The organism is Chryseobacterium viscerum, assembly GCF_025949665.1.
Taxonomy (GTDB): domain Bacteria; phylum Bacteroidota; class Bacteroidia; order Flavobacteriales; family Weeksellaceae; genus Chryseobacterium; species Chryseobacterium viscerum_A.
Genome location: NZ_JAPDFT010000001.1, coordinates 401,153 through 415,457, shown reverse-complemented (window position 1 = coordinate 415,457; position 14,305 = coordinate 401,153). Strand labels below are relative to the sequence as shown.

Genomic DNA, 14,305 nt, shown 5'->3' with positions numbered 1-14,305 from the left:
TAGTAAAAAAGTTTGAAGTAAAAAGCTCAAAGTGAAAAGTTTTATAAATTCAAATTATTTTTTCTAACCAAGCATAGCAAGAGAGAATATTGTTGAAATAATTACGGAAATAAGAACAGCCATAAAAACAACAAAATTATCCCGTGTCTTTCCCGTAATTCCATAGATCACGAAATAGTTGATGATATAAACAGGTACCAGCAGAAAAAATGAAAATTCTCCTGTAGATGTCATCACAGCCTTTAAAAAAAGAAGTCCGGTAACAGAAGCTGCTACAAGTCCTAAAAGGCTTTTAAAAATTATTTTCGAATCTATTTTATCATTTTCTTTTACTTTTGAAAACTGATCAAATTTATCCAGAATAAAAACTTTCAAATCACTGCTTCCGATCATTTTCGAAGAGATCGTTTCAAGAATAGTATCTATCTTTTCTCCCTTTTGTACCATTTTGTGTACTTCAAATGAGATTCTCCCTTTTTCTTTAACTAAAACCTTCCTGAATTCTGCTGCTTTTACAAATTCATCATAATTGAATTGCTGACTGATGGCTTTACGCAGTTCATCATTGACTTTACCGGTATGATCAGTCATATGAAGATAAGCAGCATGCAGATCTTCTTCATTATAATTTCTGTAAATATTCTTCATCTATACCGTTCCCATATAGAAAAGTCCCAGACATTGCTGGTTTTCTTCAATAGTCAGAGAATCTTTCAACTCCTCTACAATTTTAGGTGAACTCCAGTAGCATCCGATATTATTCGCTGTGCAGGTAAGATACATATTCTGAACGGCCATTGAAGTAGCTGCTATTTCTTCCCATTCAGGAACCATTCCACTGAAATTGACTACGATGGAAACTACAACATTAGCTTTATTGATTTTAAAACCGATATCTGCGTATTTTTTTTCTAAGAAAAGCTGTTCGGGTGTAATTGCTTTATAGATTGCCTGCATTTCTGATGCCAGCTGTGCTTTTTCTTCCCCTTTGAATATCTTGAAACGCCAAGGTTTAGTACGTTTATGATTGGGAGCAAATGTAGCAGAGTTTACAATTTCCTCTACAACTTCCTGAGATATCTCTGTGTCTGTATAATCTTTTGGGAAAATACTTCTTCTTTGCTCTATAATTTCTTTTAAAATGGATGCATTATTCATACAACAAAATTACGAAAAAGATGGATGCAGGAAGCAGAATGAAAGAAGTTTAATGTTTGACTGTTTAATAGAGAATTATCAAAATTACTTTTTACTTTTACAAAACCTCTATAATCTTCTGATGGATTTGGTTCAGGGTAAATTCATCGCCAGGCTTCATCCCCATCATTTTTTTGGCCATAGGGCTTTCGGGAGAGATGGCGTAGAACCTGTCTCCCTCAAAAAAAAACTCCCCTAATGACACTGATATATAAAACCTGGCCTTATTGGTGATCACCAGCGAGCCAAGCTGTACTCTTTCTGTAGCGGTATTCAGAACTTTTGCCATATTTCTTTTAAGATCATTCAAAGCCCCAAGCTGTCTCTGCATCTGATAAATCTCCTCCTGCATCTCTTCTCTCATGCTGTCATATTTCGGAGTTTTTTTAATATCACGGCTGGCTTCCAGGGTAAATTCGATAAAGTTATTAAGCTTTTCAATTTTCTCTGCGATGGTAGTTTTCACAAAGTCTCTGATATCACTTTTTTCAAATACGATCTTCTCCATACAATCTATTCTTTATATAAAGATAATATTTTTAGAATAATATTTCTTTCACTTTATAGAAAATAATGCCCACAAACAGCCATTATCTTTAAAAAAATATTTCTAGATTTGCCTTTTTTAAAACTAAAACCATGTTTAAAGCACCATTTTCATTTAATGGAAGAATCAGAAGGACAGAGTATGGATTGTCCTATCTTCTATATCTGGTATTTTCTGTACCATTCAATATCTACTTTCAAAGTAACGAACCATCAGGCGGTGTTACTTTTGTATTCTTCGTTTTACTGATTCCATTTCTTTGGTTTCTTATTGCACAGGGAACAAAAAGATGTCACGACAGAGGAAATTCAGGTTGGTTTCAATTAATCCCTTTGTATGGTTTATGGATGTTATTTGCAGACAGCGACCACGGACCAAATGAATACGGACCAAATCCTAAAGGGGAAGGAAACTATAGCTCAATCAACGAGATTGGTAAGAAAGAATTGTAATAAAAAAGCCTTGTAAATTTACAAGGCTTTTATTTTATTTTTCAGCAAGTTTCTTCAGATCACCAAGACCCTGACTAAACATTTTATCCATATTACTGTTCATCAGCGGTTTCATAATCTTCATCATAGGAGTTAGCTCATTATCGATCATCCATGTTACTTTTGTTCCGCTTCCTTCAGGTGTCATAATGAAATTAGCCTTCATATTTCCTTCAAATGGTTCTACAAAGTGAAGTTTGGTAGCCATTTTTTGATTGGGTATCAGCTCAGTAATGGACTGCTCACCCTCTCCCACATTTTTATCTCCTTTCCAGTGATAGGAATCTCCTACTTTATCTCCATTTCCTGAATAAGTAATGACAATGTTTTTATCAGCTTTAGAAAAAGGATCCCATTGGTTATATCCTTTTAAGTTACCCGCATAAGTCCATACTTTTTCCTGTGGTGCATTGATCACAATAGATTTTTCATAATGATAATCTTTACTGAAAGCCAGCATCGCAATTACAGCATAGATGAGAATCAGCACGATGATAGTACCAATAATTTTTAAGAGTGTTTTCATAGTCTATATATTTAAGGTTATTTATTTTAATAATGACTTTTAAATCTGTTCTCAAAATTAAATATTCCCGCATCACTCCCACTTTCCATATGACAAGATTATTTAAAGATAAGTATTTTTGTCATAACTTGTGAGTAAGGCATTATTTTTGAGCATTTCAGCTGTGATTCCCAATGAATCATTACATTTACCTTATATAAAAGATTAAAAAATGAATATTTTAACTGAAAAATTTAACACTCCATATCATTCGGCACCATTCAATAGCATTAAAAATGAAGATTATCTTCCGGCATTTAAAGAACTGATTCAAAAGTCCGAAGCCGAAATTGATGCCATTATCAACAATACTGAGGCACCTACTTTCAAAAATGTTATTGAAGCATTGGCATATTCGGGAGAGCAGCTGGATGTGGTTTCAAATATTTTTTTCAACTTAAATTCTGCAGAGACCAGCGATGAAATTCAGCAGATTGCTCAGGAGGTTTCTCCGATCTTAACTGAATATTCATCAAAAATATCTCAGAACGAAGCCCTTTTCAACAAAATCAAAAAAGTATATGATGAAAAGGAAAACTATAATCTTAACGAAGAACAGGAAATGCTTTTAAATGAGACTTACAAAGGTTTTGTAAGAAGCGGAGCTTTATTGAATGAGGAAGACAAAGAAAAATTAAAGAAAATCAGCATGGATCTTTCTTTAAAGTCTTTACAGTTCGGACAAAATGTACTGGCTTCCACGAATGCTTATTTTAAACATATCACCAATAAGGAAGATCTTGCGGGAATTCCTGAAGCCATCATCGATCAATATGCTGAAGAAGCTAAGGAAAGAAACCTTGAAGGCTGGGTAGTAACTTTACAGTATCCAAGCTATATTCCGTTCATGACGTATGCTGAAAACCGTGAACTGAGAAAGGAACTGGCTTTAGCCAATGGTAAAAAGTCTTTCGATGGCGGAGAATTTGACAACCAGAATCTGATTAAAGAACTTCTGAATTTAAAGCAGCAAAAAGCCGAGCTTCTTGGGTATAAAAACTATGCAGATTTTGTTCTGGAAGAAAGAATGGCAAAGTCTCCGGTAAAAGTTCTTGATTTTTTAAACGAACTTTTAACGAAAGCAAAACCTTATGCTGATAAAGAAATTGAAGAATTAAAGTCTTTAGCCAAAGCAGACGGAATTGATGAAATGCAAGGTTACGACCACACATTCTATGCTGAAAAACTTCGTAAGGCTAAATTTGACCTTAATGATGAAGAATTGAAGCCTTATTTTCCACTAAACCAGGTGCAGGATGCTGTATTCGGGCTGGCTGGAAAACTTTTCGGGCTGACTTTTGAGGAAAGAAATGATATTCCAAAATACCACGAAGATGTAAAAGTATATGAAGTGAAAGAGAACGGAATTTACAAATCTCTGTTATACGTTGATTATTTCCCAAGAAAAGGGAAAAGAGCCGGTGCATGGATGACCAGCTACAAAAATCAGTATAAGCAAAACGGTGAAAATTCACGTCCGCATATTTCTATTGTCTGTAACTTCAGCAAGCCAACAAAAGATACTCCCAGCTTACTTACGTTCCAGGAAGTAACGACTTTATTCCACGAATTCGGGCACGCTCTTCACGGAATGATGGCGGATACTCAGTATCCTACCCTTTCCGGAACTTCTGTAAAATGGGATTTTGTGGAACTTCCATCTCAGTTTCTGGAAAACTTCTGCTATGAGCCGGAGTTTTTAAAAACGTTTGCTAAGCATTATAAAACGGGAGAAGTACTTCCTGACGAAAAAATTGAAAAGATAGAACAGTCTAAAAATTTCATGGAAGGTTATCAAACTTTAAGACAGCTGGGATTCGGGCTTCTGGATATGAACTATCATACAAAAGTTGGAGAGTTGGAAAATGAAAGTATAAAGGATTTTGAGGATAAGTATACCAAAGCGACCACTCTTTATCCTTCCAATGCTGAAACGGCAATGAGCCCAAGTTTCTCCCATATTTTCCAGGGCGGATATTCTGCAGGATACTATTCTTATAAATGGGCAGAAGTTCTGGATGCGGATGCTTTCCAGTATTTCAAAGAAAACGGAATCTTCAATCCTGAGATTGCAGCCAAATATAAAGTATTGCTTTCTTCAGGCGGAACGAAAGATCCAATGGAACTTTATAAAAGCTTCAGAGGCAGCGAGCCAAAAGTAGAGAGTTTATTGAAAAGAGCATTTGGATAACCATAAAAACTGATTCACAGATCAGGAAAAAGAAAATATAAAAGAACAGCAATTGCTGTTCTTTTTGTTTCATCATTATGCATATAACGCTTTATGAAATTTTGTAAATTAGCCCATCTACAATCAAAAACTAATTCTAATTTCACATGACCATCCAGGAACAAATCAAAAACTATATCAACAGCCAGCCTGAAAAGAAACGCAATGATATGCAGGAACTGCACCACATCATTCTGGAACTTATGCCGGAATGCCAGCTTTGGTTTCTCGATGGTAAAAACAGTGAAAATAAAACAGTTTCCAACCCCAATATCGGATATGGATTCTATACCATTCAATATACCGACGGAAAAACCCGGGATTTTTATCAAATCGGAATGAGTGCCAATACCACCGGAATCTCAATTTATGTTCTCAACATTGATGATAAAACTTATTTGTCTACAGCCTATGGAGACAAAATAGGTAAAGCCAGCGTAACCGGATATTGCATTAAATTCAAGGCATTGAAAGATATCAATATTGAAATCCTGAAAGCTGCCATACTGGATGGGCTTAAAGGATAAAATTCTTTTAACTTATAAAAAACTGGCAGATCTATTCTAAGAAAGCTAAATTTGTATAGGAAACAAAGCAAGCATCCATTCTGTAATTTTAAATAATGAGCACGATACCACTAAGATTAGAAAACGTAAAAAAACTTCAGGCTAAAAGATGGGAAAATGAAGACCATTGGGATACTTTGAATGATTTATTAGTCAAAGAATTAGATGAAATTTTATTGATTGACCCTGAAAACACTTCGGCTTTAGTGAATATTGGTGCTGTTTATTCCGATATGGGAGAAAACGAAAAGGCTCTGGAGTATCTACAAAAGGCTTTAAACTTAGGTTCTAAAGACAAAAATCTTTTTGTAAACCTCGCTATTGTGCTTATCTACATGGAAAAACATCAGGAAGAGTATTTGGAATACCTTGAAGAAGCTGAAGATACCATTGAAGATCCGCTTACTTTTAAAGCATATTTTGATCCTCAATCTCGTTAAAATTCTTTACAATAAAAATTTTAAAATCATGCTACTGGCCATATTACTTCCCTTCTTATCCTTCATCGTCCGTGGAAAAGTTTTCACCGGAATTATCTGTCTTATTTTACAGATCACCCTGATCGGATGGCTTCCTGCCGCCATTTGGGCTGTTCTTTCTTTAAACAATGAAAGAGCTGATAAACGGAATGACAAGCTGATTAAAGCGATGCGTAAAAACCAAAAGTAAATATCGCTTCAAATCAGCCACTAACAACCGGTTACATTCTATACATTTTAATTTATAACTTCTGATTTGTAATTTTTTTCAAAAAAAACTTGCGAAACCAAAAAGTTGCATATATATTTGCAACCATATGGTTTCATTTAAAAATTGATACTTATGAGAAGAGATATTTTTCAGGCAATAGCAGATCCTACCCGCAGGGCAATTATTGCGTTGATAGCAGTACAAGCGATGACACCCAATGCAATTGCAGAACATTTTGACACGACAAGACAAGCGGTTTCAAAACACCTTAAAATCCTGACTGAATGTGAACTGGTTACCCAAAATCAACAGGGAAGAGAAATTTATTACTTTTTAGAAATTGATAAAATGAAAGAAATAGATCATTGGCTGGAACAGTTCAGAAAAATCTGGGAAAGCCGCTTCGAGCAACTAGACACTTTACTGGCAACATTGAAAAGCCAGCAGAAATAAAGCTTAATACTTTACTATCATTTTAACAAAACAAATTATAAAAATAATATTATGAAACATCATCTTCAGTTCGATTTTCTTGCAGACAAGGAAAAGAACACACTTACTATCAGACGTGAGTTTATGGCCAACCGACAAATGGTTTGGGATTGTTACACAAAGAGTGAACTTCTTGACCGATGGTTTGCTCCGAAACCACTGACCACAAAAACAAAATCAATGGAATTCCGTGAAGGCGGACATTGGCATTATGCTATGGTAGAACCCAACGGAACAGAATATTGGGGCTGGGTAAGCTATCACAAGATTAATCCGGTTGATTCCTATACTTCAGGTGATGCGTTCTGCAATGAACAAGGAGAAATAAACACAGATTTACCTCAGGCTGAATGGCTGGTCACTTTCACAGATAAAAATGAAAATACCCTTGTGGAAACTATTGTCACCTATCAATCATTAACCGATCTGGAAACCATTATCGAAATGGGAATGGAACAGGGAATGATAGCCACATTAGAAAAACTTGACGAATTATTACTAACATTAAATCAATAAAAAATGAGCCACAAAATCACAGTTTCTGCCATCATAAATGCAGATCCAAAAAAAGTATGGAATTATTACACCAATCCTGAACACATCACCCAATGGAACTTTGCTGACCCTTCATGGCAGTGTCCTTTTGCTTCCAACGATATGAAAGTAGGAGGGAAATATGCTGCAAGAATGGAAGCTAAAGACGGAAGTTTCGGTTTCGACTTTGAAGCGGTTTATGATGAAATTAAAAACGGTGAAAACTTCACCTATACCATGCCGGACGGAAGACAGGTAAAAGTTGATTTTAAAGAAAAAGAAGGCCAAACTCATGTAGATGTAGCTTTCGATCCGGAAAACCAGAATCCTGAAGAAATGCAGAAAGGAGGCTGGCAGGCTATTCTTGATAATTTCAAAAAGTATACAGAATCGAATTAAAAATTCTCAATTGAGAAATAATGAAATAAAGCTGAGTGTAGAACATTCAGCTTTTTTCAGTGATCAGCAGCCTCTGAATTCTGATATAATTGTCGTAAATTTACGTAGATCTCGTGTTCATTAAATGATTTGCAGGAATGATACTTCTTTAATGAGCTGAAAATTTTCAAAGTCTTAACTAAAATCCATGTCAAGGTTTAAAACCTTGACATGGATAGGTAAAAAAGTCAAAATGACTTTAATTAAAGAACCACAATTTTTTGAAGCTATGAAAGAAAATAAATACGACAGTCCGTCATTTTTTGACCAATACGAAAAAATGCTCCGTTCACAGATAGGTTTGGAAGGAGCCGGAGAATGGCATACATTGAAAAATATGCTGCCTGATTTTCAGGGGAAAAATGTTCTTGACCTTGGATGTGGTTTTGGATGGCACTGCCGCTATGCCATGGAAAATGGTGCAGAATCCGTGATCGGAATCGATCTTTCGGAAAGAATGCTGGCAAAAGCTCAGGAAATTAATAATCTGGAAGGAATCCGATATGAAAGAAAAGCTCTGGAAGATGTTGATTATCCTGCTGAAAAATTTGATATCATATTGAGTTCACTCACATTGCATTATGTAGAATCATTCGATACTATTGTTCAGCATATTTACAAGTGGCTTAGCCCTGGCGGATCTTTTGTGTTTTCGGTGGAACATCCTGTTTTCACGGCAGAAGGCGGTCAGGACTGGGTATATGATAAAAACGGTGAAAAAACCTGCTGGCCCGTAGACCGTTATTTTATGGAAGGAAAAAGAGATACTACTTTTTTAGGAGAAAATGTGATCAAATACCATCGTACTTTAACTTCTTATTTAAATACTTTATTAAAACAGAGTTTTAAAATCAAAGAGATTATTGAGCCGGAACCGGGCCAGGAAATGTTAAAAGAAATCCCTGAGATGAAAGAAGAACTCCGCAGACCGATGATGCTGTTAATCTCTGTTGAAAAATAGTTTCTTAGAACTACGTCATTAGCTTTTCAAACAAAAAACAAAACAACTATATTGTATAACATAGTAATAATAAATAATCATATCTTTGCATAACAAAGTATAGAAATATGATTATTAAAAAACTAATTTCCTTCTTGATATTGCTCCTGTTTTTAAGCAATAGAATGGATGCTCAGATTCCTACAAAAGGATATGAAAAGAAAATTGACAGTATTATCCTGACAGAATTCAGGAGTGAAAATGAGCCTGGTGGTGTTTTCCTGATTACTCAAAATGGAAAAATCCTCTATCGGAAAGCATTTGGAAAAGCCAATATTGAACTCAACGTTAATATGACACCGGATAATGTTTTCCAGATCGGATCTATGACCAAGCAGTTTACAGCCGTGGCTGTTCTGATATTGGAACAACAAGGAAAACTTAATGTCAGTGCCCCTGTTTCCAAATACCTTAGAAATTATCCTAACGGGGACAAAATTACCATTCATCATCTTCTTACCCACACGTCAGGAATTAAAGATTTCACCAAAATGAAATCCATTTCTTCTATTGCTCAAAAAGAGATGAAGCCTGAGGAAATGGTTGATTTTTTCAAGAATGAACCTGTAGATTTTGCTCCAGGAGAAAAGTTTGATTACAACAATTCCGGATATGTCGTGTTAGGCCATATCATTGAACTGGTTTCCGAAACCTCTTATGAAGATTTTATTAAGAAAAATATTTTTGATAAAACAGGAATGTCTCATTCTTATTATGCCTCTGACAGAAAAGTGATCCCTCAAAGAGCCTATGGTTATCACAAAAAAGAACAGGGCTTCGTCAATAAAACTGTTATCAGTTTCAGTGTTCCTTTTTCTTCCGGTTCATTGATGTCTACCGTAGATGATATGCTGAAATGGCAACAGGCTTTGCTTCAGAATACTTTGCTGAATCCAGAAGAAGCCCAAAAAGCATTTCAGAAATATAAGCTGAACAATGGTGAAGAATTTACCTATGGATATGGATGGCATCTGAAAGATATTAATGGTATACCAGACCGGGAACATGGCGGAAGTGTATTTGGATTTAAAAGCATGGGCGTTTATATTCCAAGCGAAAATGTCTATGTGATAGGATTCAGCAACTGTGACTGCCACTCCCCGACTGAAGTTACCAGAAATATTGCGAAAGCAACTCTGAATGAAATCAAAACCTCATCAAAAAAGCCATAAAATAATCCAGATTATCATTTACCTCTTTTCAGGGAGAACATGATTCGGAACTTTAAAAACAGAAACTATTACAAAAATCAGACAGAGAATGTTGATCAATACTGCAACTGAGAACGCATGGTGATAATGTTGTACTGTAGGTTTCGTTCCCAGAAAGTAGTAGAAAACACTTCCTACAGCCACAATTCCGATGATGGCGGCAATCTGCTGAAAGGTATTATAAACTCCGGATGCATTTCCAATCAGCTTTTCAGACATACCCGACAAGGCAATATTCGCCAGTGAAGGAATGATGGAACCTACTCCCAGCCCATGTAAAAACAGCAGCAGCCAGAACATGAGAAAACCGGTCTGCATTCTGAATAAAAACAGCTGAAGAATAAGAATAACAATGATAAAGCTGAGCCCTGCAATCAGGGCTTTTTTCCCATATCTCAAAATCAATTTTACAGAAACTGCGGATGCCAGTATAAACCCAAGCCCCTGAAAAACAATAATTTCTCCGGCTTCTAACGGACTCATCTTTAATCCATCCTGAAAAAAAAGCGACAAAATGTAAAAATAGGAATCCAGCATAATGAAAAAGAAGGAAACGGCCACGATACCCAGATTGAAATTTTTATAACGGAACAATTCAAAATCAATCAGATAAGATTGTTCATTTTGTATTCTCTTCTTTTGATTTTTCATAAAACCGAAAATAATCCCGGCTGAAATAAACATCAATGAAGCATTTTTGAAATGAAAACCTTCATGCTCAGACATCGTCAGGGCATAGGTAGCACAAAACAGGCCTGCAGATAGTGCAGCAACACCTCCAATATTAAAAGACTCCTTTGCTGAAGTTTTGGATTCATTCAATAATTTCAGGCTCATGAAAACTGCCGGCAGGCATATAGGAATATTCATCAGAAAAATAAGCCTCCAGGGTTCTTCCATAATCGTAAGAGACGAAAAGTATCCCCCAAGAAACTGACCTGCGATGGTACCTATTCCAATAGTAATTCCATACCATCCCATTGCTTTTGTACGTTCATGGTGAACAGGAAATAAAATCTGAATCATGGAAAGTACCTGTGGAGCCATCATTGCAGCACTTATCCCCTGTATAAATCTCGAAATGACCAGTTGCTCTGCTCCTGCAGAAATTCCGCAAGCAATGGAACTCACCATAAAAGTTATTAACCCAATGACATAAATCTTTTTTCTTCCATATAGATCACCCAACCGGCCTCCTGTAATCAGAAAAGAAGCAAATCCGATAAGATAAGCTGCAATCATAAACTGCATTTCTCCATTGGAAGCATGAAGATCACGTTGTATGGAAGGTATAGATACATTAATGATGAAAATATCCATAATCGTCAGCAACTGACCAAATAGTACAACCAATAATTTCAAATACTTATGTTTCATTTTTATATAGATATATCTATTTTTTTAATATTAAAAAAAATCAGGACAGTAATCCCTGAACGATTTTTTTTACCTGATCAAAAGAATCATTCTGTTTGTTGATGGTGGATGTTACAACCGCCCCTTCTATTAACAGGAAAATATTTTCTGCGATTAAATCAATATCGTTAAGCTGCTCCTTCGTTCCATATTCTGTTACTAGTGTTTTAATAAGATCTTTCTGTTTTTCTTTATGCTGTTTGGCAAAATCGGAGACAGATGGATTTCCCTCTCCTATTTCAGAAACTATCTTTATAAAATGACAACCTGCAAACTTAGAGGTCTGCTGTAGTTTTTTCCTGTAATCAATAAGTGCCAGAAGTTTTTCTTTCGGAGCAGAAATTTTGGAGATACTTTTTTCAAATCCTTCAAACCAGCCAAATTCTTCTTTGATGAGATACGCCTGAAGAAGGTCATTTTTAGATGAAAAATGGTTGTATAGCGAGCCAATGGCAATATCAGCTTCTGCAATAATCTGGTTTATTCCTGTAGAATTGTACCCCTGCTTATAAAACAAATCTGAAGCTACCCTGATAATTCTTTCGCGTACTTTTTCTTTTTTCATTGTGAAAATTTTTACAAATATAAATAAAAAAATAGATAGGTCTATCTATTTTTAAAATACAGATGAAAATTTTCTTTTAGATCATAGAAATAATCTTTGTCTTTTAAACTTCCTGCCATGAAATCACTATGTTTTTTTCATATTCTTCTTAATGATAACCGTATCTTGCAGCCAATCACAGAAACCTAACCCTGTAAAAAATATGAACCCGACCAATCCTGTTGTATACTTTGAAATCCCCGTGCAGAACCTGGAACGTGCAGAAAAATTCTATTCTGCTGTTTTCAACTTTAGCTTTGAGAAAGAAATCATCGACCATTATGAGATGGCTTTGTTTCCTTTTGAGGAAAAAAACAGCGGCATTACAGGAGCTTTGGCTAAAGGAGATGTTTATAAGCCTTCCAAAAGCGGTGTCATTATTTATTTTAAAACAGAGAGTATTGACCATACATTGGAAAAGGTTGTACAACATGGAGGTGTTCTGTCCTTTATCCTAAAAGAAACGATGAAAAGTATGGTTTCGCCGTAGCAGAATTTGAAGACTCAGAAGGAAACAGAATTGCACTGCATGAAACTGTAAAATAGCTATACCATTTGATGCATATTATTTTTTTAAACAAAGTTGATGCATATTTTGTATCTTTCAATAACCATTTACAAAAGATTATCTGATAAATACCCATGGCAGAAGAACTTTATTTCATCAAAACCAACCCTACTATTGCCAAAATTAATTTGTACAATAAGCTCGAACGTGAAGAGGAAAATATTCTAAAATTCCTACCATCTGATGCAAAAGATACGCTTGAGAATATTAAAAAAAAGGTTCAGGATTCTGTAGAAGAACTTACCCAGGAGGAGCTTCTGCTTATTTTTCAATGGTTTAGTAAAGTATATTCTTCAGATCATGAGGAGGCTAAAACCCAGCTCTACATCAATGGTATTGATCTTTTTTATGAAATACCTACGACCATTCATGCCGAAAACTTTCTTCAGATTCTCTCAGACTATGAAAAACTCCTGAAACAGGATATGAATTATATTGTGGATTCCAAAAACTTCAATCAGTTTCTGATCTACGGAATATTTCTCACAGAAATTATCAATAAAGACCAACATCAGAATAATATCCTTTGTGAATACCTGAAACCGGACAATCAATCTTTATATCTTTTGGCAGAAAACCAATGTGATTCTAAAGAATTTGATGGAAAAATCATCCCGGACCTTCAGCATCATTTTGCTGATTTGTATGATCTGACCAAATTTTACAAAGGTCCCATTATCAAGCTCGAGCAGGAATAAAAAAAGAGACTTTTCAGGTCTCTTTTAAAATTTCAGGGTTTTTCATTAAATAATCCAATGCTTCTTTCACAGCCTGTTCAGGGCTTTTGGGATTAAATCCCAGCTCCTTTCTTGCTTTGGAAATATCAAAATCCTGCTGTAATCCGGAAAACATGCTAATATCTTTTCTTGTGAGTACCGGAGCTTTCCCACTGAGTCTTGCAGTAAATTCCATAATGGCAGCAATGCTGAATAAAATTCCTTTAGGTACAGAACGGGGAATATCACGTTTCAGTTCAGGATAAAGCTGATTGGCTAAAATAGTGGTATCAGTAATGGTCATACATTTTTCATTGGCCAGAATATAACGTTCACCAGAACGTCCTTTTTCTGCTGCCAGATAACATCCTTCCGCCACATCTTTCACATCTACCCAGTTCAGGGTAATTTTGGTATCCACCGGAATTTTCTTGTTCAGGATAAGCTTCAATACTCCATAGGAAACATTCAACGGAGAAAAAGCTTCACCGCCTATCATCGCAGAAGGCATCACGGAAACAAGTTCTATTCCCAATTTTGCAGCCAGATCAAAAGCTAGTTTCTCACCGTCATTCTTAGAATTATAATACATATCTCTGCGGTCCGGGTTATAGCCATTACTTTCTCTTGTTGGTAATGTTGTATAGTTGAGTGCGGCAATAGAACTTATATACACTATTTTCTTCACACCCGCTTCCGCTGCTGCTTCGATAGTATTTCTGGTTCCCGCGATATTTACATCATAGATTTCTTTTTTTGGATTTTTTGCCCATAATTTAAAAGCCGCACCTACTGCATAGAAGGTTTCCACACCCTGAAGGGCTTTTACAAAAGAAGCTTTATCTGTAATATCAGCCTGTACCAGCTCGCAATTCAGCCCTTCAAAAGGTTTTTCGTTATGAGTATTTCTTACTGCCGCACGCACCGGTAGCCCCTGTTTCAGTAAAAATCTGACTAAATTATTTCCCAGATGCCCATTTGCTCCGGAAACAAGACTTAAATGATTCTTTGTCATTGCATAGATTTTAATGCTGCAAAGT

At 35.7% G+C, this 14,305-nt stretch carries 19 protein-coding genes; 12 read left to right on the top strand and 7 right to left on the bottom strand.

Annotated elements, in window-relative coordinates; genetic code table 11:
• Positions 1-63: 63 nt before the first annotated feature.
• The 3 genes from OL225_RS01980 to OL225_RS01970 all read right to left on the bottom strand — a co-directional run bounded on the left by OL225_RS01980 (position 64) and on the right by OL225_RS01970 (position 1,705).
• Positions 64-648 carry a hypothetical protein gene (locus OL225_RS01980; protein WP_264517103.1) on the bottom strand — a complete coding sequence of 195 codons (585 nt, stop codon included), beginning with the start codon at positions 646-648 and terminating at the stop codon, positions 64-66.
• The gene (locus OL225_RS01975) at positions 649-1,158 is read right to left on the bottom strand and encodes a nitroreductase (protein WP_264517102.1); all 510 of its coding nucleotides are present in this window, start codon (positions 1,156-1,158) and stop codon (positions 649-651) included.
• 97 nt (positions 1,159-1,255) lie between these two features.
• Positions 1,256-1,705: a hypothetical protein gene (locus tag OL225_RS01970; RefSeq protein WP_047378839.1), complete on the bottom strand. Its 450-nt coding sequence runs from the start codon at positions 1,703-1,705 to the stop codon at positions 1,256-1,258.
• A 131-nt stretch (positions 1,706-1,836) separates the two neighbouring features.
• Here OL225_RS01970 and OL225_RS01965 point away from each other — a divergent pair, with 131 nt between their 5' ends.
• Positions 1,837-2,196, top strand: a complete 360-nt coding sequence (locus tag OL225_RS01965; RefSeq protein ID WP_047378840.1) for a DUF805 domain-containing protein — start codon at positions 1,837-1,839, stop codon at positions 2,194-2,196.
• A gap of 34 nt (positions 2,197-2,230) precedes the next feature.
• On the opposite strand, the gene OL225_RS01960 is transcribed toward OL225_RS01965, so the two are convergent.
• A complete protein-coding gene (locus OL225_RS01960) occupies positions 2,231-2,761 on the bottom strand; it encodes an SRPBCC family protein (RefSeq protein WP_047378841.1) in 531 nt (176 codons plus the stop codon).
• Positions 2,762-2,972: 211 nt separating this feature from the next.
• On the opposite strand from OL225_RS01960, the gene OL225_RS01955 reads away from it, so the two are divergent.
• The 9 genes from OL225_RS01955 to OL225_RS01915 all read left to right on the top strand — a co-directional run bounded on the left by OL225_RS01955 (position 2,973) and on the right by OL225_RS01915 (position 9,922).
• The gene (locus OL225_RS01955; protein ID WP_047378842.1) at positions 2,973-4,991 is read left to right on the top strand and encodes a M3 family metallopeptidase; all 2,019 of its coding nucleotides are present in this window, start codon (positions 2,973-2,975) and stop codon (positions 4,989-4,991) included.
• Between the two features lie 146 nt (positions 4,992-5,137).
• A complete protein-coding gene (locus OL225_RS01950; protein WP_264517101.1) occupies positions 5,138-5,557 on the top strand; it encodes a DUF1801 domain-containing protein in 420 nt (139 codons plus the stop codon).
• Positions 5,558-5,652: 95 nt separating this feature from the next.
• Positions 5,653-6,036, top strand: a complete 384-nt coding sequence (locus tag OL225_RS01945) for a tetratricopeptide repeat protein (protein ID WP_047378844.1) — start codon at positions 5,653-5,655, stop codon at positions 6,034-6,036.
• A gap of 28 nt (positions 6,037-6,064) precedes the next feature.
• Complete coding sequence (locus tag OL225_RS01940; protein ID WP_264517100.1) at positions 6,065-6,265, top strand: YqaE/Pmp3 family membrane protein; 201 nt, start codon at positions 6,065-6,067, stop codon at positions 6,263-6,265.
• A 153-nt stretch (positions 6,266-6,418) separates the two neighbouring features.
• Entirely contained in the window at positions 6,419-6,739 is a 321-nt protein-coding gene (locus tag OL225_RS01935; RefSeq protein WP_129042068.1) for an ArsR/SmtB family transcription factor, read from the top strand.
• A gap of 51 nt (positions 6,740-6,790) precedes the next feature.
• Positions 6,791-7,294 carry an SRPBCC family protein gene (locus OL225_RS01930; protein ID WP_264517099.1) on the top strand — a complete coding sequence of 168 codons (504 nt, stop codon included), beginning with the start codon at positions 6,791-6,793 and terminating at the stop codon, positions 7,292-7,294.
• Between the two features lie 3 nt (positions 7,295-7,297).
• Positions 7,298-7,711, top strand: a complete 414-nt coding sequence (locus OL225_RS01925; RefSeq protein ID WP_264517098.1) for an SRPBCC family protein — start codon at positions 7,298-7,300, stop codon at positions 7,709-7,711.
• A gap of 268 nt (positions 7,712-7,979) precedes the next feature.
• Entirely contained in the window at positions 7,980-8,711 is a 732-nt protein-coding gene (locus OL225_RS01920; RefSeq protein WP_264518680.1) for a class I SAM-dependent methyltransferase, read from the top strand.
• Between the two features lie 164 nt (positions 8,712-8,875).
• Positions 8,876-9,922 carry a serine hydrolase domain-containing protein gene (locus tag OL225_RS01915; protein ID WP_264517097.1) on the top strand — a complete coding sequence of 349 codons (1,047 nt, stop codon included), beginning with the start codon at positions 8,876-8,878 and terminating at the stop codon, positions 9,920-9,922.
• Between the two features lie 18 nt (positions 9,923-9,940).
• Here the strand turns inward: OL225_RS01915 and OL225_RS01910 are convergent, their stop codons facing one another.
• Positions 9,941-11,338, bottom strand: a complete 1,398-nt coding sequence (locus OL225_RS01910) for an MFS transporter (RefSeq protein ID WP_264517096.1) — start codon at positions 11,336-11,338, stop codon at positions 9,941-9,943.
• 40 nt (positions 11,339-11,378) lie between these two features.
• The gene (locus OL225_RS01905; RefSeq protein ID WP_264517095.1) at positions 11,379-11,942 is read right to left on the bottom strand and encodes a TetR/AcrR family transcriptional regulator; all 564 of its coding nucleotides are present in this window, start codon (positions 11,940-11,942) and stop codon (positions 11,379-11,381) included.
• Between the two features lie 202 nt (positions 11,943-12,144).
• Here OL225_RS01905 and OL225_RS01900 point away from each other — a divergent pair, with 202 nt between their 5' ends.
• Both OL225_RS01900 and OL225_RS01895 read left to right on the top strand, forming a co-directional pair.
• A complete protein-coding gene (locus OL225_RS01900; protein ID WP_264517094.1) occupies positions 12,145-12,471 on the top strand; it encodes a VOC family protein in 327 nt (108 codons plus the stop codon).
• A gap of 152 nt (positions 12,472-12,623) precedes the next feature.
• Positions 12,624-13,247, top strand: coding sequence for a hypothetical protein (locus OL225_RS01895; protein WP_047378851.1), 624 nt, complete (start codon positions 12,624-12,626; stop codon positions 13,245-13,247).
• A 13-nt stretch (positions 13,248-13,260) separates the two neighbouring features.
• On the opposite strand, the gene OL225_RS01890 is transcribed toward OL225_RS01895, so the two are convergent.
• The gene (locus OL225_RS01890; RefSeq protein ID WP_264517093.1) at positions 13,261-14,280 is read right to left on the bottom strand and encodes an NAD-dependent epimerase/dehydratase family protein; all 1,020 of its coding nucleotides are present in this window, start codon (positions 14,278-14,280) and stop codon (positions 13,261-13,263) included.
• Between the last annotated feature and the right edge of the window lie 25 nt (positions 14,281-14,305).